20 protein-coding genes are annotated in these 24,008 nt (G+C 41.5%); 4 read left to right on the top strand and 16 right to left on the bottom strand.

The features are described from left to right. Positions 1–592: 592 nt before the first annotated feature. The 6 genes from AB5213_RS08235 to AB5213_RS08210 form a co-directional block, all read right to left on the bottom strand. A complete protein-coding gene (locus tag AB5213_RS08235) occupies positions 593–1,585 on the bottom strand; it encodes a glycosyltransferase (RefSeq protein WP_215634703.1) in 993 nt (330 codons plus the stop codon). 19 nt (positions 1,586–1,604) lie between these two features. Next, positions 1,605–2,210 carry a TVP38/TMEM64 family protein gene (locus tag AB5213_RS08230; RefSeq protein WP_008373028.1) on the bottom strand — a complete coding sequence of 202 codons (606 nt, stop codon included), beginning with the start codon at positions 2,208–2,210 and terminating at the stop codon, positions 1,605–1,607. Continuing rightward, the gene (locus AB5213_RS08225; RefSeq protein ID WP_215634702.1) at positions 2,194–3,366 is read right to left on the bottom strand and encodes a glycosyltransferase family 4 protein; all 1,173 of its coding nucleotides are present in this window, start codon (positions 3,364–3,366) and stop codon (positions 2,194–2,196) included. The genes AB5213_RS08230 and AB5213_RS08225 overlap by 17 nt, the downstream gene beginning before the upstream one ends. A 174-nt stretch (positions 3,367–3,540) precedes the next feature. After that, on the bottom strand, positions 3,541–4,680 hold the full coding sequence (locus AB5213_RS08220) for a M20 family metallopeptidase (RefSeq protein ID WP_368276586.1): 1,140 nt from the start codon (positions 4,678–4,680) through the stop codon (positions 3,541–3,543). A 32-nt stretch (positions 4,681–4,712) separates the two neighbouring features. Further along, positions 4,713–5,204: a hypothetical protein gene (locus AB5213_RS08215; RefSeq protein WP_022220956.1), complete on the bottom strand. Its 492-nt coding sequence runs from the start codon at positions 5,202–5,204 to the stop codon at positions 4,713–4,715. 1 nt (position 5,205) lies between these two features. Beyond that, complete coding sequence (locus tag AB5213_RS08210; RefSeq protein ID WP_055248966.1) at positions 5,206–6,051, bottom strand: DUF3100 domain-containing protein; 846 nt, start codon at positions 6,049–6,051, stop codon at positions 5,206–5,208. Between the two features lie 266 nt (positions 6,052–6,317). Between AB5213_RS08210 and AB5213_RS08205 the strand changes: the two genes are divergently transcribed. Then, positions 6,318–7,259 (top strand): DUF1177 domain-containing protein, encoded by a 942-nt coding sequence (locus AB5213_RS08205; RefSeq protein ID WP_008373020.1) that lies wholly within the window; start codon positions 6,318–6,320, stop codon positions 7,257–7,259. Between the two features lie 47 nt (positions 7,260–7,306). Here the strand turns inward: AB5213_RS08205 and AB5213_RS08200 are convergent, their stop codons facing one another. Further along, positions 7,307–8,530 (bottom strand): PucR family transcriptional regulator ligand-binding domain-containing protein, encoded by a 1,224-nt coding sequence (locus AB5213_RS08200; protein WP_215634700.1) that lies wholly within the window; start codon positions 8,528–8,530, stop codon positions 7,307–7,309. 204 nt (positions 8,531–8,734) lie between these two features. Here AB5213_RS08200 and AB5213_RS08195 point away from each other — a divergent pair, with 204 nt between their 5' ends. Continuing rightward, a complete protein-coding gene (locus AB5213_RS08195) occupies positions 8,735–11,275 on the top strand; it encodes a YhgE/Pip family protein (RefSeq protein WP_368276585.1) in 2,541 nt (846 codons plus the stop codon). Further along, positions 11,272–13,452 carry a YhgE/Pip domain-containing protein gene (locus tag AB5213_RS08190; protein WP_215634698.1) on the top strand — a complete coding sequence of 727 codons (2,181 nt, stop codon included), beginning with the start codon at positions 11,272–11,274 and terminating at the stop codon, positions 13,450–13,452. Before AB5213_RS08195 ends, AB5213_RS08190 begins: the two co-directional genes overlap by 4 nt. A 129-nt stretch (positions 13,453–13,581) precedes the next feature. On the opposite strand, the gene AB5213_RS08185 is transcribed toward AB5213_RS08190, so the two are convergent. The 7 genes from AB5213_RS08185 to AB5213_RS08155 all read right to left on the bottom strand — a co-directional run bounded on the left by AB5213_RS08185 (position 13,582) and on the right by AB5213_RS08155 (position 20,751). Next, positions 13,582–14,241 (bottom strand): hypothetical protein, encoded by a 660-nt coding sequence (locus AB5213_RS08185; protein ID WP_368276584.1) that lies wholly within the window; start codon positions 14,239–14,241, stop codon positions 13,582–13,584. A 124-nt stretch (positions 14,242–14,365) separates the two neighbouring features. After that, positions 14,366–15,586: a DUF401 family protein gene (locus AB5213_RS08180; RefSeq protein WP_195502495.1), complete on the bottom strand. Its 1,221-nt coding sequence runs from the start codon at positions 15,584–15,586 to the stop codon at positions 14,366–14,368. A gap of 4 nt (positions 15,587–15,590) precedes the next feature. Next, complete coding sequence (locus tag AB5213_RS08175) at positions 15,591–16,265, bottom strand: ABC transporter ATP-binding protein (protein WP_117557805.1); 675 nt, start codon at positions 16,263–16,265, stop codon at positions 15,591–15,593. Then, positions 16,262–17,476 (bottom strand): ABC transporter permease, encoded by a 1,215-nt coding sequence (locus AB5213_RS08170; protein ID WP_368276583.1) that lies wholly within the window; start codon positions 17,474–17,476, stop codon positions 16,262–16,264. Before AB5213_RS08170 ends, AB5213_RS08175 begins: the two co-directional genes overlap by 4 nt. Before the next feature lie 301 nt (positions 17,477–17,777). Then, positions 17,778–18,878 (bottom strand): ABC transporter substrate-binding protein, encoded by a 1,101-nt coding sequence (locus tag AB5213_RS08165; protein ID WP_243000011.1) that lies wholly within the window; start codon positions 18,876–18,878, stop codon positions 17,778–17,780. Between the two features lie 66 nt (positions 18,879–18,944). Next, the gene (locus AB5213_RS08160) at positions 18,945–19,733 is read right to left on the bottom strand and encodes an ABC transporter ATP-binding protein (RefSeq protein WP_117823543.1); all 789 of its coding nucleotides are present in this window, start codon (positions 19,731–19,733) and stop codon (positions 18,945–18,947) included. Between the two features lies 1 nt (position 19,734). Beyond that, complete coding sequence (locus AB5213_RS08155; protein ID WP_022220966.1) at positions 19,735–20,751, bottom strand: ABC transporter permease; 1,017 nt, start codon at positions 20,749–20,751, stop codon at positions 19,735–19,737. Positions 20,752–20,958: 207 nt separating this feature from the next. On the opposite strand from AB5213_RS08155, the gene AB5213_RS08150 reads away from it, so the two are divergent. Further along, complete coding sequence (locus AB5213_RS08150; RefSeq protein WP_055261133.1) at positions 20,959–21,378, top strand: DUF4418 family protein; 420 nt, start codon at positions 20,959–20,961, stop codon at positions 21,376–21,378. 171 nt (positions 21,379–21,549) lie between these two features. Here AB5213_RS08150 and AB5213_RS08145 read toward each other — a convergent pair whose 3' ends face one another. Then, positions 21,550–22,317: a pseudouridine-5'-phosphate glycosidase gene (locus AB5213_RS08145; RefSeq protein WP_215633759.1), complete on the bottom strand. Its 768-nt coding sequence runs from the start codon at positions 22,315–22,317 to the stop codon at positions 21,550–21,552. A gap of 264 nt (positions 22,318–22,581) precedes the next feature. Beyond that, positions 22,582–23,982, bottom strand: coding sequence for a zinc ribbon domain-containing protein (locus AB5213_RS08140; RefSeq protein WP_215633760.1), 1,401 nt, complete (start codon positions 23,980–23,982; stop codon positions 22,582–22,584). Between the last annotated feature and the right edge of the window lie 26 nt (positions 23,983–24,008).

The following is a 24,008-nucleotide window of genomic DNA, read 5'->3' as shown; positions in this document are numbered from 1 at the left end:
AGAATCGCTTGGCAATTCTGTTCCTGTTTACTGTTCTGGTTCGACATCTTTCGATGTCCGTTCTTGAAAAATCTCTTGTAAGAATTTTCAGGGTTTGTTGTCTATTGTTCAGTTATCAATGTTCTTTTTGTTGTTGCTGTTTCATGCGACAGCTTTTATATTATATCAAAGTGTTTCATGTTTGTCAACAACTTTTTTATTTCTTTTTTGCTGTTGTGAAGCAATCCCTCACGCGACAGCTTATTTAGAATAGCATATTCATCAAGGCTTGTCAACAGCTTTTTTATTTTTCATCCGCTCTGCCTCTGCATGCCACTCCTTAGTCTCTGTCTCGACCAGCGAACATATGGTATCTTACCACGCCTTTCCGGAATTGTCAATGTTGTTTTTATATTTTGCGCAATTCAGAATATTCTGACATCAGTTCAGCCATCCGTATAGTCAGACGGATTTCATGCTCGCATGAAAGGACGGCTGATTATACAATTATACATATACGGATGAGATGAGCGCCACTCTATGAGCAAAATAGCTGCGCAGCAGCGACAAGTGCCGCAGGCACGCTTTTGCGAATGGCGCGGCTGAACGTCCCTTATTCCATTTCAAAATATAGCCTCAGCAATCGTTCTCCAACTTTTCCAAGACTTTTATTACAAGCAATTTTCCGTTCTTCCTTTTTCATCAAACGAACATCCCGACTGAAAATCGCAGTTATCTTTTCCTGAAACTCTTTTATTGTCTCTGCTTTATATACCTGTTTTTCATCTTCAAGCCATCCTTCATACACAGGAATGTTTCTTACTATTGTCGGAATTTCACAGGCAAGAGCTTCTAAAACAACGATTCCTTCCGTTTCCTCATAACTCATAAACGAAAATACATCTGCCCCACAATATGCATCACGCAGTTCATCAGACTTTACGAATCCTGCAAACAATACATTATCCGGTTTCTTTGATATCGCCTCTTTGATTTCTGCTGTCACCAGGCTTTCATTACCGCCTCCAAACCAGATAAACTGTACTTTCGGCATCATTCTGGCCAGTTCAAGAAAATCCAGAATTCCTTTTCTTCCAATCAAATGTCCCACAGATATCACAACCTTCTGCTCTTCCGTTAGCTGATATTTTGCGCGGAAGCGTATTCTCCCCTCTGGATCAGGTTTGAAAAATTCTGTATCCACACCATTAGTAATCGAATAAATTTTTCGTTTCAATCCATACCCTTCCAACAATTTTCTGGAATACTCGGTTGGCGTCACAACAACATCCCCCAAATTATAACAAAAGCAGATCCATTTTTTAAAAATCGGCGCTGCAAGATTAGAACCAATAAAGGAATTTTTAAAATCTTCCATTGTAGAATGCCCATAATAAATCACTTTTTTCTTCTGCATTTTTGCTATAAAGGCCGCAATCACAGAATCTGGAAAAACTGTATTCATATGAACCACGGTTGCTTCTTTCCACCTGGCTGCACGCGGTGCCTGTACTGCATTCAGCATTTTCTCCTGATGCTCGATCGCTTTTCCGACACCACTTTTTTCTACAATCGGAAACCCACCTCTGTATATATATGTTTTCATAATCTTTACCCTATTCCTTTTATAATGAAAATAACATCTTAAATGCTGTCGTAAGCCCCAGACTGTAAAGTGCAATAGAAAATGGTTTTCCAAGTACAATCACTGCTGTAAACTGTTTCCACGTCATTTTTGTAGTTCCCGCAAGATAGCACAAGAAATCATCCGGTGCCACCGGGAAAAAGATTGCCAGCGCAAATAATTTCAAAAACTTACCGTCCTTCTGGGTCCATCCATCATATTTTTCTATCATTTTTTCAGAAAACATTTTGTATAAAACCGGCCTTCCTATTGTCTTTGAAATTCCAAACACTGCAATTGATCCTATACAGATACCAATATAATTATAAAGAAATCCTAGCCACGGCCCAAAAAAGATCACACCCCCCAGGCAACTGACTCCACCCGGTAGGATTGGAATAATAACCTGCACAACCTGGATCAGAATAAAAACGAGCATTCCAGTATAACCGAATTTCCAGATAAATGTCTGCAAAGAATCTACCGAATTTAAAATGCCGTTCTTATATGCCAAGATTGCAAGAAGCGCACATCCGGCCAGTCCGGCTATCGAAAGCAGATTGAAAAATCCAGTCAGATTTCTCTGTTTCTTAGGCTGCATTTTCATATCGGTATTTTCGTATTTGCTGTTCATAGATTTTTTCCACTCTTTCGGCAAAATTTCCAGAAGAAAATTTTTCTGCTGAAATAGCAGCCTTGTTTTGCATCCTACCTCTTGCATTTTCACCCATCCCCTTCCATTCTTGGATTCTCATAAGATAATCTTCTTTTTCATCATACTGCCATCCATTTTCCCCATCTGTCACAACTTGTTCCAGACATCCGTCTCTTCTGCAAAGGAGCGGAATACCACCTGCAAGCGCTTCTGCATAAGTCATTCCCTGTGTCTCGCTGGTAGAAGCACTGACAAAGAGATCTCCTGCCTGATAATAGCGTCCCACTTCTTCCGGTATGATCATTCCCGTAAAAATCACATTTTTAGCAAGCTTTAGCTCTTCGACCTTTTTTTTCAGCTCCGGAAGATATGGCCCATCCCCTACAAGGACTAAAATCACCCCGGATTTTCCTGCATCTTGCTGATATTCCAGAAGCTCTTCAATGTTTTTTTCCTTTGCCATTCTGCCTACATATACCAACACCAGTGCATCCTGTGATATACCAAGCTGCATACGGATTTTTTTACGCCAGTCTTCTTTTTTACATAGCTGATATTTTTCCAGATGGATTCCAGATGGAATAACTTCCACCGGACAAGACACCTGGTATCCTTCCAATATCTTACGGATCTTATCACTGGGTGCAATTAGGGTTTCTACCACATTTGCAAGTTTCTTTGTCATCAACTGCACAATATTTCTTCCCCATACTTTCTGCGGTGAAAAATAATGGGTATAGTCCTCGTAAACTGTATGGTACGTATGTACAATCGGAACGTGAAGTTCAGATGCGATCCTTTTCGCTAAGAAAAATGTGGAAAATTCACACTGTGAATGCACAATATCCGGTTTCCACTCAAGCAACATTTCCATATAGTCACCTGCTGCCTTTGGAATTTTTAATCTTGCCTGCGGATAAATGCATCCAAGTCCAATTGATCCTGCATAAACCACATCGCCTTCTATATAAGAATGAAATGTTCTTGATAATGTAAGAATTTTTACTTCATGTCCTCTTTCTCTTAGCTGTCTGGAAAGATTCATAACTGAAGTAACAACACCGTTTATAACCGGTTCGTACCAATCTGTTGTAATCAATACTCTCATTTATTAATTCCTCCCGTTATCTTTTTATGAGCATAGTTTAACAGGAGATTGTTAAGATATGGAAAAGACATTTCTAAAGAATTTTTAAACAAATGCGAAATATTCAGTCAAGACAATATTTCAAAAAAAGTGTATCACTTTTTAGAACTCTCTAAAAAATGATACACTTTCTATTTACTCACTTAATACATCCAATGCACTCATTGCCAAGAGCTGAACAGAAGCATGCAGATTTCTTTTTCCTTCTTCTCCGCCTGCTGCTACTGCAAACTCTTTTGTATGTGTCCCTACATGCTCTTTCAATTTCACATAAAACTGAATTGCCGGTATTTCATGGGTTACATTTCCAACATCAGTCGAACCGATTCCCTGAGTCAGGTCACGCTCTATATACTCTTCACCAATAAAGTCCATGTTCTTACGAACATACTGAACCAGTTTCTTATCATTACGCACATCTTTGACAACTTCATCCACTTGTCTTTCTTCAACTTCTGTCCTGGTTGCAATTGCCGCTCCTTTCGCACAATCACGAATAGCATCAACCATTTCCATCATATAATCATATTCCAGTGAACGAATATTAAATACTGCTTTCGCTTCATCTGTTATAGTATTATGAGCTACTCCGCCTTCTGTAATAATTCCGTGTACTCTGCTGTAATCTTTAAAATGTAAACGCATCATATCAACCGCATGGAACATTAACTGAACTCCACTCAGTGCATTTGCTCCCTTCCATGGGCAAGCTGCCGCATGGGCCGGTTTTCCTTTAAAGGTGAATTCCAATGTAATTGCTGCAAAAGAAATATCATCTGGCATAGATTCATCACACGGATGCATCAGAAGTGCAGCATCAATTCCTTCAAATACTCCATGGCGAACCATAATCGCTTTGCCACTGCCCTTTTCTTCGGCCAGAGTACCTAATACTTTTAACACGCCACCTATCTCATGCTTTTCCATAACTTCCTTTAATACAATTCCTGCACCGGCTGCTGATGTTCCGATCAGATTATGTCCACAACCATGTCCGATTTCTGGAAGACAATCATATTCTCCCATAAGTGCTACTGTTTTCCCTGGTTTTCCAGAATCAAAAACTGCTTCAAAAGACGTCGGCATTTCTGCAATTCCTCGTTTAACAATAAAGCCATGGCTTTCCAACAGTTTGCAAAGTGCTTCCTGTGATTTATATTCTTTAAATGCCAGTTCAGGGTTTGCAAAAATATAATCACTTACTTTTTCAAATTCTTCCTTTTTCTCTTTTGCAAGATTACTGATTTCCTGTTTCATTAATTCTAAATTATCCATATTCTTCACCTCTTAATTTTATCTGTATGGTTTTAGATCATTCCTTTTAAAGATAAGATAATATTTGAAATTGCTGCTGATCCAAAATAAGTAGATGCCATAACCACAAAGGATACAATTACGATTTTCCAGCTGAGTTTTTTGAAAACCTCAAGCTGGTCTCCTACAGCAATTCCAGCAAAAGCAAGTAGCGGAAGTCCTACAAGTCCAAAACTATATGCACTCATTGCATTTACGATAAAATCTGAAATCGGAGATATCGGCAATGTCAAAACAAAGGATACCAGTGTAGCCCACGCAAATCCTGGAAGATTAGGTTTTTTCACAACATTTTTCAAGGTAATCGCAATCACTACCATTACAAAGCTTACCACTGTCGACTTTGCTAAATCCGGGAGTTTGCTTCCAATAGAAACCATATGTATAATTATGACAATTCCATAAATCACCAATACTATTTTAATTTGTTCTAAAATATTACTTAATGTCGATTTTTCTTGTGGAGTTTGTTTTGTATTTTCCATCTTATGCCTCCTCAGATGCTTTTTTAAATAATTTAGCCCTTAATTTTTCAATACCTGGATTAACACGATTATAATACCAGTTCGCTAATGGCAATGCCAAAAACATTTCCACATACACACCTGTTACTGCAGTTAAAAGTCCACTGGTTGCAGAATATGCAAGAATTTGTTCTGCATACATAGGTGCCGCTGCATTTGTCAACGCTGCAGTAGCCGCATTCATCATAGATGCACTTCCCATACCTGATGCCATCGCAAGTGCATAAGGATGAAATCCGATTGCTAACCCGACCGGTGCCAGGAAAGAATAGAAGAGAGTACCAAATACACTTCCGCTAATATAAGTTCCAAGTGTTCCCATTCCTTCTCTGGATTCCAGACCATATTCATCTCCGATAATACCAAGTGCCGTATCTCTGCAAAGAGAGAACGTTCCACCCACAGCACTTCTTCCTAATCCAAGGAGTAAGCCAAGTGGTAATGCAATCAGCATCGTCATCATATTTCCCGCTTCCTGAAACAGTAAAGCAGGACCTGCCTGTAAAACAATTCCAACCTTTGGACCTGCATTGATACCAAACATAATTCCAAGCGGATATAATGTAAGCGACAACAAAAACGGTGCCCGTTTAATTTCTGCTTTACTAATAAATTTCTTCAGTGGGGGAATCACTTTTCCTAATAATGTTGGAGATAAAAGAATTCCCATGATGATAACCCAAATCATCGTCAATATCTTCACGTCAATCCCCATCACCTTAAATTGAAGTGGACCAATCAGCTCCGCAATAATGCAAATAATAATAGTTGCGATCATGCAATTTACAGTCCCTGTTCTTTCTTTCACATTTTATTCCTCCGTTTCTTCCGAATTCTTATTTGACTACAGTATAACATTGACTTCCTAAAGTGTCGACGCTCTCCATGCACCATAATGTCCCTGTTTTTTATGCACTTTGCACATTTATTATTCTTCCAAAAATATAGCATGTGCATTTCGCCCAACTATTTTCTTTCTTTTTAGGCACGCACAATATCGACTTTCCTATTTAGTAATGCTAAACTTTGCTTGTCAATTAAAAAACTATTTTAGTTAGAAAGAGAGGATTTAAGATGTTATTCAAACAATTAATAGAAGCTTTCGACATTATAGACAGTAAGAACGTAAACGGCAACTCTGTCGCATCTTATTTAAAATCCATAAAACAAGATGCGGATATTCAGGTTTATCCTTTAGTTGGACCAAAAGGTTCTACAGATATGTTAAAAATTCGCATCCCGGGTCTTCACGGAAAGACTTCCGGAGGCGATGCTCCGACAATTGGACTTCTTGGGAGATTAGGCGGACTTGGTGCTCGTCCTGAGCGAATCGGGTATGTATCTGACGGTGATGGTGCCCTCGTTGCAATTGCTCTTGCTGCCAAATTATTAGATATGCAGAATAAAGGGGATTTTTTGGAAGGTGACGTATTCATTTCTACACATATTTGTCCGGATGCACCGACCGCGCCACATGTTCCGGTTCCATTTATGGGATCACCTGTAGAAATGGCACAGGTAAATGCCGAAGAGCTCACACCGGAACTTGACGCAGTTCTCTCTGTAGATACTACTAAAGGAAATCGCGTGATCAATCACAATGGATTTGCAATCTCACCTACAGTAAAAGAAGGCTACATCCTTCGTACTTCCGAAGATCTTCTTGATTTAATGCAGATTACTACGGGAAAACTTCCAAAAGTATTTCCATTAACACAGCAGGATATCACTCCTTATGGCAATGATCTTCATCATCTAAACAGTATTCTGCAACCGGCAACTGCTACTAATGCACCTGTAGTCGGGATTGCCATCACAACAGAAACAACTGTTCCCGGTTGTGCAACCGGAGCCAGTCATATGACGGATCTTGATGAAGCTGCACGCTTTATGTTAGAAGTTGCCAAATCCTTTGGCCGTCGTTCTCTTAAATTATACGACGAAGAAGAATTCGAAAAATTACAAAGTTTATACGGTTCAATGAATCATTTTCAAAAACTGAATCCTTTCTCGTAATAGATACATACTATTTTGAAATAAAAGATGCCCTAAAAAGGCATCTTTTATTTCAAAAATTTCTTTATTCGAAGCGCAAGCGCTATCTCAAGAATACTATTCGGATCTGACAAATCATATCCTGTCTGGTTTTCAATTTTTTTAATTCTGTATATCAAAGTATTTCGATGCAAATGAAGTGCATTTGCTGTTACATTTCTTGCCCCTAAATTATTCACGAGAACTTCCAGCGTTTCTAAAAGTTCACTTTCATTTTCTTGATCATATTCAATAAATGCATTCAACTTGTCCTCCATAAACTCCTGACACATCTCATGCTTACTGATTTCTTTCATGATTCTCCAAAAGCCTGCATCTTCTATACAAAGTACTTTTGAATTGAATTCCTGGCACACTGCAATTTCTACTGCATCCCTTGCATCCTGATAAGCCTTTCCGAAACGTTGGTAGGAATTTTCTACTCTCGAAACACCTATCTCTGCAGTATATCCTGTCTTTTCCGAAATATTTTTCTGAATCTTCTCGAAATACTCTTTCGTTATAGTTTTCTCTTTTGTCCGTTTTAATATGCATTGAAAATTATCATTATTCGACAAAACAATTACTTTTTCCTCGCCAAAAGATTCTTTTATCATATTTTCGATTTTCTCAATTTTTTCATGAACAATCTCTTCCTGTAGTTCATGTAATTTTTGTTTAATTCCATCAATTTCAATATAAACGATCTGGTACGGAGGTGATGGCCATTTTTGTTCTTCGATCCGATAGTTTCCTTCTTCATTACATGTGATATTTCCTGTCAAAAGATCAATAAACAATCTTTTATCCATTTCCCGACGGTTATATTTTTCAATTCGAGAATAAATGGTATCCATCAAATTGTTCTGTGATTTTATCAATGCCTCCATCACAAGATAATTCATTTCTATGAAAGGCAAATCTTCCGGCCACAAAATGATTGGGAACTGTAATTCATTAGCCAGTTTGATCGCATCATCCAAAAAACAACCAATATATCTATATTTTGTCGCGAGCGCAGCTGCCTTTGCTTCATACAAATTTCTTATCAGATTCATTATTTCTTCCTTTGTGTCACTATATGCATATCCAGTTGTAATATACAAAACATTTGGGCGCATCCATGCTTTCATATCTGGTATTTCCATACAATCCACAAAGCGAACAATCCTATCCATTCCACCTTCTCCGGCTGCTAATGTACATCCTTTCGACTGTGCCAGCTCTAATACCTCTTTTACTTTTATTGACACTTTCTATTCCACCCTTTTTTATTTGTATTATAGATAAATATAGAATATCATAAAACACTGTTTTTTCAAATATCATCTTACGCTTAACTTTATCCAGATTGTGTTTCTGACCGAACGTCATTTTTTCTCATGGATTTTTTCCACACTTTTTGCTATACTATGCTCAATACTGGCACTATTAACGACATTACACAGGAGGTTCACATGAAGAAAGTGCTTCAAATATTTCAGAGAGATTTAAAGAGATTCTTACGTAGCCCTGCTGCTGCTCTCGTCATGGTGGGAGTCTGCATTCTCCCTTCTCTCTATGCATGGTTCAACATTGCCGCCAACATGGATCCCTACGGCAATACAAAAAATGTAAAAGTGGCGATTGCCAACTGTGACACCGGTGGTCATACAGACTCCATGGATCTGAATGCCGGAGACACCATCGTACAGAATCTGAAAAAAAATCACCAGCTTGGCTGGACCTTTGTTGATGAAAAGAAAGCCAAAAGCGGTGTCCGTTCCGGCAAATACTACGCTGCCATTGTAATCCCAGAGGATTTCAGCGAGTCTCTCCTCAGCATCCTTTCCGGGGATTTAAAACAGCCGCAGCTCGACTATTATATTAATGAAAAGAAAAACGCGATTGCTCCGAAGATCACCGCCACCGGCGCAAGCACGATCCAGCAGCAGATCAATGACACCTTTTCGTCCGTTGCCGCTGACTCCATTGCGAAGATCGTGCAGAAATCGGCCGGTACACTGACCGGCAAGCTTGACGGAACAAATTCTACGCTGATGCAGGCGCTTACCGATACCCGTAAGAATCTTGCTGACTATCAGAACGCCCTGAAGGATTTCCAGGCTACGGTAAAAGATTCCGGTTCTTTGATCGATGACACTCTGAAAACACTGGACTCTGTAAATGCTGTTGCCTCTTCCGGTTCTGCTGCCCTTGCAGATTCATCAGATCTGCTTGCCACCAGCCGGACAGCAATCGGAACCTTTTCCACAGAATTTTCTACCAGCCTGTCAGATGGCGAAACACTTTTAAATAATGTCTATACTTCCGCAGCCTTAAAGCTCGGAACTTTTGAGACAAAAGCCACACAGGTCAACACTGCGATCGGAGACAGTATTTCTTCTGCCAGCTCTTTAAATAAGAAAAATGCAGAAATTCTGGAAAAGCTTGCCGCCCTTCAGCAGCAGATTGGAAGTGATTCTTCCCTGTCCGGTATCGTCAGCGAAAAAATTGCAGAACTCCAGGCACAGAATGATTCTCTTCAGGAACTCATTGATTCTCTTGGGAACAGCAATTCCAGCATAGGAAATGCACTGACTACAGCAAGTAATACCAGAAGTTCTCTTGAGACACTCACTGCCCAGAACCGACAGTCTCTGCAGAATTACAGAAGCAGTCTGAACCAGTCGCTTCTGCCACAGCTGAACCAGTCACTTGACGGGCTTGCCACATTAAGCGGAAACCTTTCTTCTACTTTAACCGGGGTAAATCCGACGATCACACAGTTAAAGGTGATCCTTACCCAATTAAAGAGCAGTTTAAACGAAAGTGCAGACGCACTTGGTCAGACCGGAGGAACTCTTGAAAGCGTAGATACTGCTCTGGAAAATATTACCGCTGACCTAAAAGCTCTGCAGAGCTCCGAAACCTACCAGCATCTGATCTCACTGGAAGGCATCGACTCAGATTCCATTTCTGATTTTATGTCCTCACCGGTTTCGATCAATTCAAAGGTACTTTATGATGTGGAAAATTACGGTTCCGGAATGACTCCGTTCTACACTAATCTGGCACTCTGGGTTGGCGGACTGATCCTGGTATCCATCCTGAAACAGGAAGTAGACAAAGACGAAACCATTTCCCGTTTTACTCCGACAACTGCTTATTTCGGACGTTGGATGCTCTTTGTCGTGGTCGGACTGATCCAGGGATTTATTGTGTGCATAGGAGATCTGCTGCTTCTGAAAGTACAGTGTGTCCACCCGGTTGCATTTGTGTGCGCTGGTATGCTCTGCTCCTTTGTGTATGTCAATCTGATCTATGCAATGGCGCTGACCTTCAAGCACATTGGAAAAGCACTTGCCGTTGTCCTGGTCATCCTGCAGATCCCTGGTTCTTCCGGAACCTATCCGATCGAGATGACACCGGTCTTTTTCCAGAGACTGCATCCGCTTCTGCCGTTCTCTTACGGAATTGGCGCTATGCGTGAGTGTATTGCCGGATTTTACAAAAATAACTACGCAAAGGATCTGCTGACCCTGCTGCTTTTCCTTCTCCTTGCATTCTTCATCGGACTGCTACTGAGACCACTTCTGATGAATCTGAACCATCTGTTCGACAAACGTCTTGCCGAGACAGATCTGATGCTGGGAGAGACTGCAACCGGTGAGCTCTCCCGCCCACAGCTTACACTGATGATGAAAACCATGATGCAGGATGAAGACGGACGGGCTGATTTTATCCGACGTGCCAACCGCTTCGAAAAACGGTATCCAAAGCTGATCCGTACCGGTTTTATCCTGATCCTTGTAATTCCACTGATCTTTCTTCTTCTGATGTTCAGTCTGGAATCCAAGATCATATACCTGACACTGTGGATCATTTCCCTGATCGTACTCGCCGTCTATCTGATCTGTGTAGAATATATTCACGACAAGACCTCCAGACAGCTTTCCTATATCCATCTGTCTGAAGAAGAATTTCTTAAAAAAGTAAAGGAGGGAAAAGACGAATGAGAAATATATGGACCATCTTCACAAGAGATATCCGGAAAATAAGAACAAATGTCATTGCGCTGATCGTCGTTCTCGGCGTCACAGTGGTTCCCTGCCTTTATGCATGGTTCAACATTGCGGCAAGCTGGGATCCCTATGGGAATACGGGGAATCTGAAGGTTGCCGTGGCAAGCGTAGATGAAGGCTATACCGGAAACCTGATCCCGCTCCAGCTGAATCTTGGCGATCAGGTATTGTCTGCTCTTCGGGAGAATACACAGCTCAACTGGGTATTTACGACCAAAAGCAAAGCAATGAAGGGTGTAAAATCCGGAGAATATTACGCAGCAATCGTAATCCCGGAAGATTTCAGTACGAACCTGATGAGTGTATTTTCCAGTGATATTAAGAAACCAGAAATTACCTATTACTCCAATGCAAAAGAAAATGCCATTGCGCCGAAGGTAACAGACAAAGGAGCAACCGCAGTCCAGACACAGGTCAACGAAGTATTTATCGAAACCATTTCCGATACGGTGCTGACCGCGCTCCAGACTGTTGCAAATACCGCAGACTCCAGGGATTCGGATGAGCTTGCAGGCACACTAATCACAAATCTGAATAAAATCGGTTCTGATCTGTCTGCCTCTTCGACTACCCTGCATTCCTTCTCACAGATGACCGATTCTGCGCAGCAGCTTCTGGACACAACTGCCGAATTCTTAAAAGCAACGAAAGAACAGGCTTCTGCAAATGCAGATACGCTTTCCGGTACACAGCAGTCCTTCTCCGGGATTCAGGAAACTCTGGACGGAGCTACAGACGGAATCAATGCTGCACTGACCTCTACCAAAAGCTTTTACGAACAGATGTCACAGACGATCGATCAGGCATTCCAGTCGCAGTCACAGGATGCTTCTTCTGTTGCCAGCACCCTTGATCTTCTTGGAAACCGCGTCAATGCGATCGTACAGTCTTACCAGGGAATCCGTGACAGCATTGCACAGATTGCAGATGCACACCCGGAGCTGTCTGATCTTACCGCACCGATTCTTGCTAAATTAGACGATTCCATTGCTGTTCAGGAAGAACTTCGTGATAAACTCACGAACGCCGCTTCCTCTCTGCGGGATACAGCAGGCAATGTAACAACCTCTAAAAAAGAGCTGGATGATCTGATCAGCTCCAGTATTTCCGGAATTGCAGCTGTCAAATCCGACTATGAAACCAATGTATCTGCTTCTTTAAAACAGCTGTCCGTCTCTCTTGGTTCCACCAAAAAAGATCTGTCCGGACTGCTCTCCCAGCTCGGTGTAAGTGCAGATGGAATCTATACCCTTGCTTCTTCAGCTGGCTCTGATCTGTCGCAGATTCAGAAGGCTCTGGAAACCTCTTCTGAGCTTTTGAAAACGGCTGCCTCAAAGATCACAGATACCATCTCCAGACTTGGTCAAATGGAAGCAACCGGCGATTTCTCCGAACTGGAAGATCTGATTTCCGGCGATAAGGACAGTATCAGTTCTTTCCTCGCCGCACCGGTAGAGCTGAAAACCAACAAAGTGTACCCGATTGAAAATTACGGTTCTTCCATGGCCCCATTCTACTCTACACTTTCCATCTGGATCGGCGGAATTGTCCTGGTTGCCATGCTCAAGGTCACTGTATCCGAAAACGGCACCACCGGACTTAAACATCTGAAGCTCCATCAGATTTATCTTGGAAGATACCTTATCTTCCTGATCCTGGGGCTTTTGCAGAGCACCCTGATCTGCCTCGGTGATCTGTTCTATCTTGGCATCCAGTGCAAGCACCCGTTCCTCTTCCTCCTTGCCGGATGGGTATCCAGCATCGTATATGTCAACATCATTTACACGCTGACTGTCTCCTTCGGAGATATCGGAAAAGCGGTCAGTGTCGTACTTCTGGTTATGCAGGTAGCCGGAACCGGCGGAACTTTCCCGATCGAGGTTGCCCCGGGATTCTTCAAAGCGGTATATCCGCTACTGCCGTTTACCCACAGTATGGCAACCCTGCGTGAAGCTGTCGGTGGTCTTTACAGTATGGATTACTGGATCGATCTTGGAAAGCTTTGTATCTTCCTTATGGTGTCCCTGATCGTGGGACTGGTGCTTAGGAAGCCGATCATTAAGGTGAATGAAGCGTTCTCTGAGAAGCTGGAAGAGACGAAGATTATGTAATTTTCAATATTTTTTACCAGAATACGTTGGATTCTAATTTACGTTCAAAGCCCCCAATAAAAGGAGCCCGTCAGCACGATTTTCAAATCTGCCGACGGGCTTCTTGCAATTATACGCTTCTCTCTTTTGCTACCTGAACATATCCAGTTTTACCGGCGTTCCATCATCATAAAATTCATACAACTTTTCTCCGTCCTTTACCCGAAATCCCTTTCTGTCCGTTCCGTCCGAACAAGGCTGCCATAGTTCCTCCGGAATATCTACATAAATAATCGTTCCTTCTGCCTTTGTACACGAAACATCATCAATTGTAAGCTGAAATTTTGTTCCGTCCGATTTATTCTGCCCCCAACCCAATGTACCTGTTCCTTTTTCAAATACATTATCTCTGGACTCCATATCATCATTTACAATATCAAATACCATGCAGAAATCCTTTTTCTGGTGTACCTTATAGATTCCAAGATGATACAGATCTCCTTCTGACTGATATTCATTATATTCTAAATGTTCTTCTCTAATGCTGAAAAATTCCTTCCAGTTCTCTTTCGTAAACTTCTCTTTCTTTATGTATGAACGGAATTTATCGCCTGATAATTCATAAAATTCTGTATTTACAATTTCATTCTCCTGTATCGTTACCGGTTCATTGTCATCATCATATACTTCTATCTCCTTTATACGATCTTTTTCAGACGCCGTATCCTTTCCACCACAGGCAATGGTTCCTGCTACGATCAAAATAATTCCCAAAAATATAGCATATTTTCTCTTTTTTATCTCATCCACCTCCCGTTTTGAATAGTCTGCCTTTTTCTTTTATTCTATCATATATTCAGTCATTTTATCCACCCAAAGAAAAATGATGCCGATAGAATTTTTCTATTTCTATCAGCATCATATAACATATTTTCTATATTCCAAATCCACTCAGCAATACATAATATCCTGTCAAGATCACTACAAACACCACAATAACCGGGATTGTCTTCTTCATCAGCTGCCCCCAGGATACCCGGAAATATTCCGTAATGATCGCAAGGCAGATGTGCGTCGGCGAAATCTGCATTGCCGCATAAGAAAGTGCCATCAGGTACACCAGAAGTCCGGCTCCTGCATGCGGTATGCTTGCAAATGCCAGCGGAATCAATAGCACAATCATAGAATTTGCTCCACTGATAATCGTTCCAAGAAACATAATGATTCCAAATGCCGCAAACTGTGGAATTGCAGATCCTGCAAACAAATCCGGAAGTTTTCCGATTGCCCCTGTATAGGTAAGAATGTTCTTGAACATCATCAGAATGATCGTATTGAAGATGATTCTCCACTCTACCGATGTCTTTGCAAAATCCAGCACTTCCTTCAGACTTAACCGATATACAATAATCGAAAGCACAATAATAAACGGCAGTACCTTGATCACAGAAAGATTCAGTGCGATCACAAGCACAATACAAAGCACCAGTGGCCAGAAACAGTACAGAAGTTGTTTGAATTCTTCTTTTTTGTTAATGTTTTCATCCGCGCCTGTTTCATATCCTTTCGACAGCTTCCGCAGATAAAATACATATCCCAGTACCAGAAGCACCACAACCATCGGCGCCATAAAAAGTACAAATTGCCCGGTTGATACCGCTGTAATGGAAAGTGCCAGCAGAATTGCATTATAAGTCGGCGAAAAGCTTTCTGAAATATGGCGGTAGTAACTGGTCACAAACGTCTTTTCTTCCACATCCAGATCTTTTCCTGTCGCCTTATCTACGATCGCCCCACAGATATTGACAGCTCCTGCAGACGGAAGAAATCCAATGATCACCGGCGCAATTACACACACCATACGCCTGTCTCCGCTGAGCCTCTGCAGTGCCATCTCCGCTCTTTCCAGAAGTTTCCGATTCTCCATGATCCGCTGCAAAAAGGTTACAAGAATAAAGCTTCCGACCACCAGCAGCGTATCCTTTTCATAAACCGACTGTATCATCAATTTTGCTGCATCCCCAAGCGGAATTCCAAACAGGATCACAGTCAGCAAAATAGCAGCGATCATCGCATCACGCAGTTTTAATTTTGCCAGGACCATCACCATAATGACAATAAAAATCACTGCAAGCTTTATAAATTCGGTCTGCATCTCTTTACTCCAATTCTCTTTTTTCTAATTTCCCTTTTTTCATCCACAGACACCGGTCCGCATAATTTGCAAATTCTCTGTCGTGGGTACTGACCAGGATTGTCGTTCCTTCTTTTGCCATTTTTTGAAAATATTTCATAATGATCTCTGAATTTTCCATATCCAGACTGCTTGTCGGTTCATCTGCGACTACCAGTTTCGGGTTCTGCGCAAATGTCCTTGCGATCGACACACGCCTTTGCTCTCCGCCGGACAGATTTGCCGGATATTCGGAAAGCATATTCTGGATTCCAAGAAGCTCCGTCAGATACGTGATCCTTTCTTTATCCGGTTTCCGGTTTTTCCCCAGCGAAAGTGGCAGCAGGATATTTTCCATGACCGTCAGATTCTGGAGAAGATTTTGTCCCTGCATGATATAACCAAGGTCGCCTCCCCGCAGAACCGATAACTGTCTGTCATTCATTTTTTCAATCTCATGATCCAGTACTGTGATCTTTCCTTCTGTCGGTTTCAAGATCCCGGTCAGCATATGGAAGAGGGTGGATTTTCCACTTCCTGACTGTCCCATGATCGCAACCAGCTCTTTTTCTTCCACTTCCAGATTCACGTGGTCTACTGCGTAAAACTGATTCTTTCCACGTACAAATTCCCGACTCAGATTTTCTGTCTTTACAATCATGATTCCACCTCCTGGATCAGTTTATATAGTTCCATACGATTCGCTCTGACTGCCGCATATAAGGTGGCAAGAAGGCTGACACCAACCGCAAGCCCCAGGCTCTGCAATGCAAGAATCACATATTGGGAAACATTTACATTCAGATATGGCATATTCATACTTTCCATGATCACGTCTTTAAATAACAGGATTCCGCCTCCGGAGAACACCATTCCAAGAAATCCTCCAAGCACACCGATCATTCCTGCTTCCAGAAGAAGCATCTGGAAAATCTGGCTTTTTCGTGCACCAACAGAAAGTAGTACCCCAAACTCCTTCAAACGTTCATTCACAGTAATGTTAAAAATGCAGATCAGTGCCAGGACTGCCATTAAAAACAACAGTCCGATCAGAAGCGCGCTGTAAGACTGCATCTGTTCCAGTGTATCTGAAACTTTTCCGGACATTGCTTTTGCCGTATAAGCTTTCAGTCCGGAACCTCTCATCTTTGTGTTGATCGTGTTCGCCACTTCTTTCGGATCTGCTCCGTCTTTCGTCCGGATCGTCAGAAGGGAAACATATTTCTGCGGTTCTGTAAGATCCGTCACATACTTGATCTGAAAACTGTCAAATAATGTATATGCCGTCTCAAAATTCATGAATGCGCAGTTATCATAACTGGTTCCTGTTTCTTCGAGTTTTCCTGCAACCTCGTATTCCTGTCCAAAGAAAGAAATTTTATCTCCTGCTTTTGCCGTAATCTTGCTTCCAACAACAGTCTGACCCTTTTTCAATTCACTCACATTGCTTCCAGACATCCACGGCTGTACAATAAAATCACTTTCCGGTTCAAAAGCAACAATCTGTACCGGAACTGAACAGCATGCCGCATCCAGTGATGCAATGTAGAGCTGCGGAGAAATTTTGTCAATTCCATCCGTCTTTTTCACCTGATCCATCAAAGACTTTTCAAAATAGAAACTACACAACCCTCCCGAAAACAGAGAATCGCTTAAATCTGATTCATATTCTCCCGGTGCTACGATCACATCCGCCCCAATCCGATCTACTGTCTTATCAATACAAGTTTTCATACTTTCTGTCAATACTCTACTGGTAAACAGCGCTGCCGATAAAATCAGCACCAGTGCTGCCAGAAACATCGTCCTGACTCTTCGATGCCGCAGATTTCTGACTGCAAGTCCAGGTACAGTCAACATTTTCTGTTCCATTTTTCTTTCCTTCCTTTTTTAACATTTTGTCCGGAAAACCCCCGTAATTTTCCAATTATAAGAAAGAATGTGCCACGGCACATTCTCGCGCCGAGCGCAGTCGCTTGCGACATTCTTCATCTTCGTGCGAGTGCGCAACTCCGGCACGCAGTGCCTTTTGTTTCATAGGAAGTTCCTTCGGAATTTCCTATGAAACAATAAAGAATGTGCCTTGGCACTTTTCTAATATATAAGACAAAAGAGGAGCTTCCACTCATCCCAGAGTTCAAAGCTCCTCCACCTCATTCATTTATGTGTCTGATTATTTTGTGCTTACTTTTTCAGCAAGTGGATGCCATGCTGTCTCTACGACTTTATCTACAGTCCAGTCAGAGGTAATGATTCCTGCCTCAATGTAGTCCTTTGCAACAGCTTTAATTGTTTCCTTTGTATCTGCATTGGATACTGCCCAGTTCTGCTGATCAAGCATGTATTTTGTAAGCTCGATGTCACCAGATACCATACCCTCATCAAGCATGATCTGTGCAGCTTCGTCTTTGTTTTCTGCAATGTACATATATGCATCCATTACACATTTTGTAAGTACCTGAGAGATTACCGGATTTTCTTTTACGAATTTTCCGCTCATAGCCATTACGCAGCATGTTTCATCTTTGAAATCATCATCCCATGTGATAGAACGAAGAACTTTTAATGTTCCGTCATCTACGAATTTCTTTGCAAAACGGTCACTCAGAAGGCAAGCTTTGATGTCACCTGACTGAAGAGACTGGATTGCTGCACTTGATTCAACCTGTACACATGTTGCTGCATCCTGTTTCAATCCATCTGCAAGGAAGAAACGGATGATCATGTTGTGTGAAGATCCACCGATCGGGCTATCCATACCAACAGTTGTGCCTTCCAGGTCTTTTGTTGATTCGATTCCTGAATCAGCAAGTACATATAATGATTTGCATCCTGTCTGCGCACTTCCTGTAAATACGATGTCCATTCCATTTGTGATCGGAACTAACATATGTGCAATATGATGTACTCCAAACTGTGCTTTTCCGGTTCCAAGTGCTTCTGTGATTTCAGTACCAGCTGCGATCTGAACATCTAATCCCCAATTATCATAGTATCCAAGTGCTTTTGCCATGCTAGGTCCTGATGTACAGTCACCGCCATCATATTCGGCTGTGATGGTTGTTCCCCATGCCGGCTCTTTTTTCATTGCTTCTTTAATTTCATCATCTGACATTTTTGTGATATCAGTCACTTCTTTCTCTGTAGAAGCTTCCTGTTTTTTGGAATCACTTGTGTCTTCCTTCTTTTCTGATGAGCTTGATGAACCGCCACATGCAACCAGTGATACGGTCATTGCGCATGCAAGTAACGTTGCAAACAATCTTTTTTTCATAATTCTTTTCTCCTCTTCGTGTTTTTACTTTGTTGCTTTTATATTTATCTTTCAATAAATATCCATTTAATGATCTGTATGATGCTTCAGATCAAGCATCTTCAGAATCCTGTTCCGATATGCCTGGAACTCTTCGCTGTCTCTCTGCTTTGGTTCAGCCAGTTCAATCGGTATATCTGCCTTTACACGTCCCGGTCTTGGCTCCATAACCAACACTCTTGTTCCCATATAAATTGCTTCTTCTACATCATGTGTAACCATGACGACCGTCTGTTTCTGTTCTCTCCAGATATTCAGGATCTCATCCTGCATATTCATTCTGGTAAATGCGTCCAGCGCGCCAAGAGGCTCGTCCAGAAGCAGAATATCCGGATGATTGATCAGCGATCTTACCAGCGCCACTCTCTGCGCCATACCTCCGGAGAGCTGATGTGGATAGTCTTTTCGGAAATCTTCAAGTCCTACCATTTTCAGCATATGCTCTACCAGTTCTTTATCCTGCTTTTTCTGCATACGCAAGCTGAAGGATACATTCTTCTCTACCGTAAGCCACGGAAACAATGTTGCTTTCTGGAATACCATTCCACGATCCGGTCCGGCTCCAACAATCGGTTTTCCGCCAAGTCTGATCTCACCGGTAGTCGGTCTGATCAGTCCTGCGATCAATCGCAAAATCGTTGATTTTCCACATCCACTTGTTCCAACAATACTGACAAACTCACCCGGCTGGATCGTCAGATTCACCTCTGCCAGCGCATGTGTGATCTCGTTACTGTCTGTCTTTGCAAAACTCTTTGTTACTTTGTCAAACTCCAGGACACGCCCGTGTCCCTGCTTCTCATCCACTGATGCCATCTTATTTCACAACTCCTTCCTGCCAGCGAAGCACTATTCTCTTGATCACATTCAGTATAAAGGTAACTGCTGTGAAAATAAGACAAATTAAAACGATAGCTGCATACATTTTAGAATAGATCGCCCATGATTTCTGCCACTGGATATACCATCCAAGACCTGCCTCGGCTCCCATCATCTCAGCAACCAGAAGTGCTGTACAGGCAGAACTCATTCCCTGTGTCATCCCCTGAAGAATGTTTGGCATTGCATGTGGGATTGCCACCCGGAATACCAGCTGGTGACCTTTGGCACCTAATGTTCTGGCCGCTTCCAGATATGCCTTGTCTACATTCTGGATACCGGTTGACGATGCGATCGTAAGTGCAAACCATACACCAAGAGCGATGATAAATACACTTCCTTTAAACAGTGAGGATACCAGAACCATGATGATCGGGATCCATGTTGTGGAAGGGATCGGTCCAAGCATCTTAATGATCGGTGAAACCCAGTAGTTAATCCTTTTGCTGTATCCACAGGCAACACCTGTGATCAGTCCAAGGATTGCTCCAATAAAATATCCCGTGAATAATAATCGCAGTGAGTACAATGTACTTTTCAATAACAGTGCCCGGTCATCAATGATCGCACACAAAATCGTATTCACACATGGGAAGAACGGCTGTTTTAAAATACCTGTCTTAACCGTCAGAAAATCATACAACATAATTACCAGTATGATCACAGAGTAAAGCGGTGCTTTATGACGTACTTTTGCAAAATAGCTTTTATTCAGTAATCCTCTCACTACCATGATCAGATATAATGCCAAAAAAAAGCAGACGACAATAGTAAACACATGCGGATTAAAATTCTGAACGGCATCCGGCATCAGATAATATACTAAAAACATAATTATCGCTGCAAAATACGGACAAAAACAAATTACCACATCCAACATATGTTGCATCTTCGTCTTCGGAGCACTTTCCATTTCTAGCAACTCTTCTCTCGTAAGCTGTCTTTTACTCTCCATTTTTCATTTGACTCCTTTGTAAATTTTTACCATTTCCTTTAAATGCTTTTTAACTATATCAGCATTTTGCACAAATGTAAAATTGTTATTTCTTATATGCAATTTGATTTATTACAATTTTCTATAGTTTTTATCTGGTAAAAGTAAACTTATTAACCATAAGTATGTTATACTAAATACAATAAATTTTTAAAGGAGATATGAATTATGAATTCACAAAAATTATCCGGAGCAGTTTCCTGTCTTGCAGCAATTCTTATTCTTGCAGCAGATAAGATCTTTGCCCCAGTATGCAAAGGAACCATGGAACTTGCAAACGGAGGAGAATGCATGATGCGGTGTCATTATTATGGAATTGCACTGTTTCTTTTCGGTCTGCTCCTGCTTGCAGAATCCGTTCTTCTTTTCTTCGGAACACACGATTTTAAATTACCGGTTGTCATCATTATCACTGCTGTTCTGATCCTGCTTCTTAGCAATACTTCAATTGGCATTGGTATTTGTGCCAAGGCAGGTATGATGTGCCACAAAACTGCCCTTTGGGGAAGAATTGGTGCTGTTCTGGCAATCATCGGTGCCGGAATCAGTCTCTTTGTACATAAATCACAGATGCCACAGGCGAATTAGGATTCACGCAACAACATTTCAAACAGAATATCTGATTACCTTTCCTGTAATCTATAATCAGGAGTCAAAACTTTCTGTGTACGCAAAGAAGCCGGAGTCTGACCGATAACACAACTGCCTATATCCAGGCTTTTCTGTTATCAGTCAGATCCCAGCTTCTTTTTTCGCTCTTTAAAGTGTTTCTGCCACTTTCATATTTGCAATCAGTCCCCGCAGCTGAATCAATGAAGAGTATCCATCAGTACAATCATCAATCTTTCCATTTGCCGCAGGATGGAAATAGCGTCCTTCCTTCTCCGCTCTCTTTCCCTCGGCAATTGCTTCTCTCAAAATCTCCCTGTCTTCTATCCGCCTTTCTTCCGGGATTTCATTGATGATGAGCATTGGTGGCTTTACCGTTTCTGTACCGTTTTCTGCCTTTCCCTGCAGTTCAACTTTTTCTCCACAAAATACATAGCCGGTACAGTAATTTCTTTCTGTTCCGATCACCTTCACTCCGTGCGATATCAGCCAATCGATCGTTGCTTTCCGGTCCAGCATATCTTTTGGTCCTGCCGAGATCAGGACCACCGGAATCTGCTGAAGAGCCGGAAGATCCGGGCAGAGTTCTTCTCCTTTGATGTCCCCGATTCCACCCATTCCACAGGTAATTGCAACCGGAATTCCCATTTTCACACAGACTGCCATTGTCCCGGAAGCGGTAAGTGCGCCTGATTGCTTTTCCACTAATGCCTTTTCCAGCAGATCACAGTCAATTCTTGGATAAGCGGCTGCCCGGCTTCTAAATTCAAGAAACTCATCGATATCCCCGATCCTGATTTCCCCATGATCAATCCAGGTGATCTTTTTTCCCGGATCTTGCCATTCTTTTTTTATTGTTTCATTTGATACCGATTTTAATCCATGTGTCAATAATGCTGATTCTACTAAATATTCCATCTGTTGTTATTCCACCTTTCTCCTTCTGGATATCAATCCCGTACTTTTTCTCATCATATCATACTTTTCCAGCTCAAATTAAAAAACCGGATAAAAATTTGCATTTCTACCCGGTTCCTGTATTATTTCAACAATTGCATCAGCTCTTCAAAAAAGCTTTTTGAGGTTTCTTCTGAAATCGTATAATCTGACGTTATCTCTTTAATGATCTTTTTCAGCCATTCATCCCATTTCATAGTCCACCTTCTTTTCCGCCAAAGGCTTCTATTTTGTATTGTCTACCGCATCCTCCACCAAAGAGTAATCGGCATTATCGCCCACAACATCTGCGTACAGATCATCCAGTGTCGGGTATCCATAATATTTCCATACCATGCTGGAAATACCGTCTGTCTTTGCATCAGTCTTGATCTTAAAGAAATTGCCAGGTGTTCCATAGTCAGACAGATCAATATCTGTATTTCCTTCCCCGTCTGTAAGAATTGTTCCATAATGCATATACCAGTAAACATCATTCACCTTGTCATAAGATCCATCATCATTACTGTACTGATCCCGTACTTTTACATGATAAATAAGATACAGTTCATTTCCATTGCCCACAACAGGCTCCAGCAGATAATCTCCCATATAAGTAAGGCTCTCCAGAGATTCGGAATCTACCCAGCTGCTCTCCACATGATCATTGTATTCCTGTTCCGCCCGGTCCTTCATTTGCTGCATTGTATCATCATCGATGTCACTGGCTGATGTGACATAATACCACAGTCCTTTTACGGTATATTCTTTTTCCCATTTTTCCGGCAGCTTTCCTATGTTGGCGGCATAGCTGTCTGCCATAGATTTATCCAGATATACTTTAATCTTGTCTCCGTTTGCCAATGTTCCATTTGATGCATCTGTCTGAAAATCGGCAGATGTAAGATCAGATCCTGTATAATCAAATGAAACGGCTCCTCCCGGGCTTATTCCGTTAAATGATACCTCCAGGTCTTTGAATGCATCAAATGTCTTAACCTCTTCCAGCCCTTTGACTTTATAGGTTTTATTTTTATATTTCAGGTTGCATTTCACATATTTTGCATAATCTTTATTGACATTCCAGTTGTATTTGACTTTATCTTTGTTGGAAAGATCACTGTCTGAATTCATTTCCACACTGACATAGGACTGCAGTACCGCTACCGGTGATATGGAATCTGTATTTTTTCCATACTGTTCTTCAAATTCTTTTGTAAACTTCAGTCTGGAATCATATTTTTTCTGAATCTTCTCCCAGTCGATCTGCGGATATACATTTCCATATCCGTTATATCCTGTTGTTTCAAAGGTGACATACTTGTTCAGATCGATTGTTCTTCTTGCACGCGATATCAAAAGCCCTGCTGCGATCACTACAACGACAACCGCACATGCCAGACCGATCAGGAACTTGTTCAGTCCTCTTGATTTTTTATGTGTGAGTGATTTTGTTTCTGCTGTACTTGTTAGCATCTCTTCTGTATTCTGGGCGACCTCTTCTTTCTGCTCTTCTGCATTCTGGACAGCCTCTTCTTTCTGTTCTGCTACATTTTTAGCAGGTTCTTCCTGTTCCAGTGGTTTTCCGCATGTTGCACAGAATCTTGAACCATCTGGATTCTCAGTTCCACAATTTTTGCACCTCATATCTCTTTTACATCCTTTCTGTATGC

The organism is Coprococcus sp. RTP21204st1_G4_RTP21204_210225 (assembly GCF_040915385.1).
Taxonomy (GTDB): Bacteria; Bacillota; Clostridia; order Lachnospirales; family Lachnospiraceae; genus Allocoprococcus; species Allocoprococcus comes.
This window is presented reverse-complemented; position numbering and strand designations above follow the sequence as displayed.

Excerpts from the sequence above, each read along its gene's own strand:
- AB5213_RS08235 (WP_215634703.1), bottom strand. The coding sequence starts at position 1,585 with ATGAAAACATATATATACAGAGGTGGGTTTCCGATTGTAGAAAAAAGT.
- AB5213_RS08230 (WP_008373028.1), bottom strand. The coding sequence starts at position 2,210 with ATGAAAATGCAGCCTAAGAAACAGAGAAATCTGACTGGATTTTTCAAT.
- AB5213_RS08225 (WP_215634702.1), bottom strand. The coding sequence starts at position 3,366 with ATGAGAGTATTGATTACAACAGATTGGTACGAACCGGTTATAAACGGT.
- AB5213_RS08220 (WP_368276586.1), bottom strand. The coding sequence starts at position 4,680 with ATGGATAATTTAGAATTAATGAAACAGGAAATCAGTAATCTTGCAAAA.
- AB5213_RS08215 (WP_022220956.1), bottom strand. The coding sequence starts at position 5,204 with ATGGAAAATACAAAACAAACTCCACAAGAAAAATCGACATTAAGTAAT.
- AB5213_RS08205 (WP_008373020.1), top strand. The coding sequence starts at position 6,318 with ATGTTATTCAAACAATTAATAGAAGCTTTCGACATTATAGACAGTAAG.
- AB5213_RS08195 (WP_368276585.1), top strand. The coding sequence starts at position 8,735 with ATGAAGAAAGTGCTTCAAATATTTCAGAGAGATTTAAAGAGATTCTTA.
- AB5213_RS08190 (WP_215634698.1), top strand. The coding sequence starts at position 11,272 with ATGAGAAATATATGGACCATCTTCACAAGAGATATCCGGAAAATAAGA.
- AB5213_RS08180 (WP_195502495.1), bottom strand. The coding sequence starts at position 15,586 with ATGCAGACCGAATTTATAAAGCTTGCAGTGATTTTTATTGTCATTATG.
- AB5213_RS08175 (WP_117557805.1), bottom strand. The coding sequence starts at position 16,265 with ATGATTGTAAAGACAGAAAATCTGAGTCGGGAATTTGTACGTGGAAAG.
- AB5213_RS08170 (WP_368276583.1), bottom strand. The coding sequence starts at position 17,476 with ATGGAACAGAAAATGTTGACTGTACCTGGACTTGCAGTCAGAAATCTG.
- AB5213_RS08165 (WP_243000011.1), bottom strand. The coding sequence starts at position 18,878 with ATGAAAAAAAGATTGTTTGCAACGTTACTTGCATGCGCAATGACCGTA.
- AB5213_RS08160 (WP_117823543.1), bottom strand. The coding sequence starts at position 19,733 with ATGGCATCAGTGGATGAGAAGCAGGGACACGGGCGTGTCCTGGAGTTT.
- AB5213_RS08155 (WP_022220966.1), bottom strand. The coding sequence starts at position 20,751 with ATGGAGAGTAAAAGACAGCTTACGAGAGAAGAGTTGCTAGAAATGGAA.
- AB5213_RS08150 (WP_055261133.1), top strand. The coding sequence starts at position 20,959 with ATGAATTCACAAAAATTATCCGGAGCAGTTTCCTGTCTTGCAGCAATT.
- AB5213_RS08145 (WP_215633759.1), bottom strand. The coding sequence starts at position 22,317 with ATGGAATATTTAGTAGAATCAGCATTATTGACACATGGATTAAAATCG.
- AB5213_RS08140 (WP_215633760.1), bottom strand. The coding sequence starts at position 23,982 with ATGAGGTGCAAAAATTGTGGAACTGAGAATCCAGATGGTTCAAGATTC.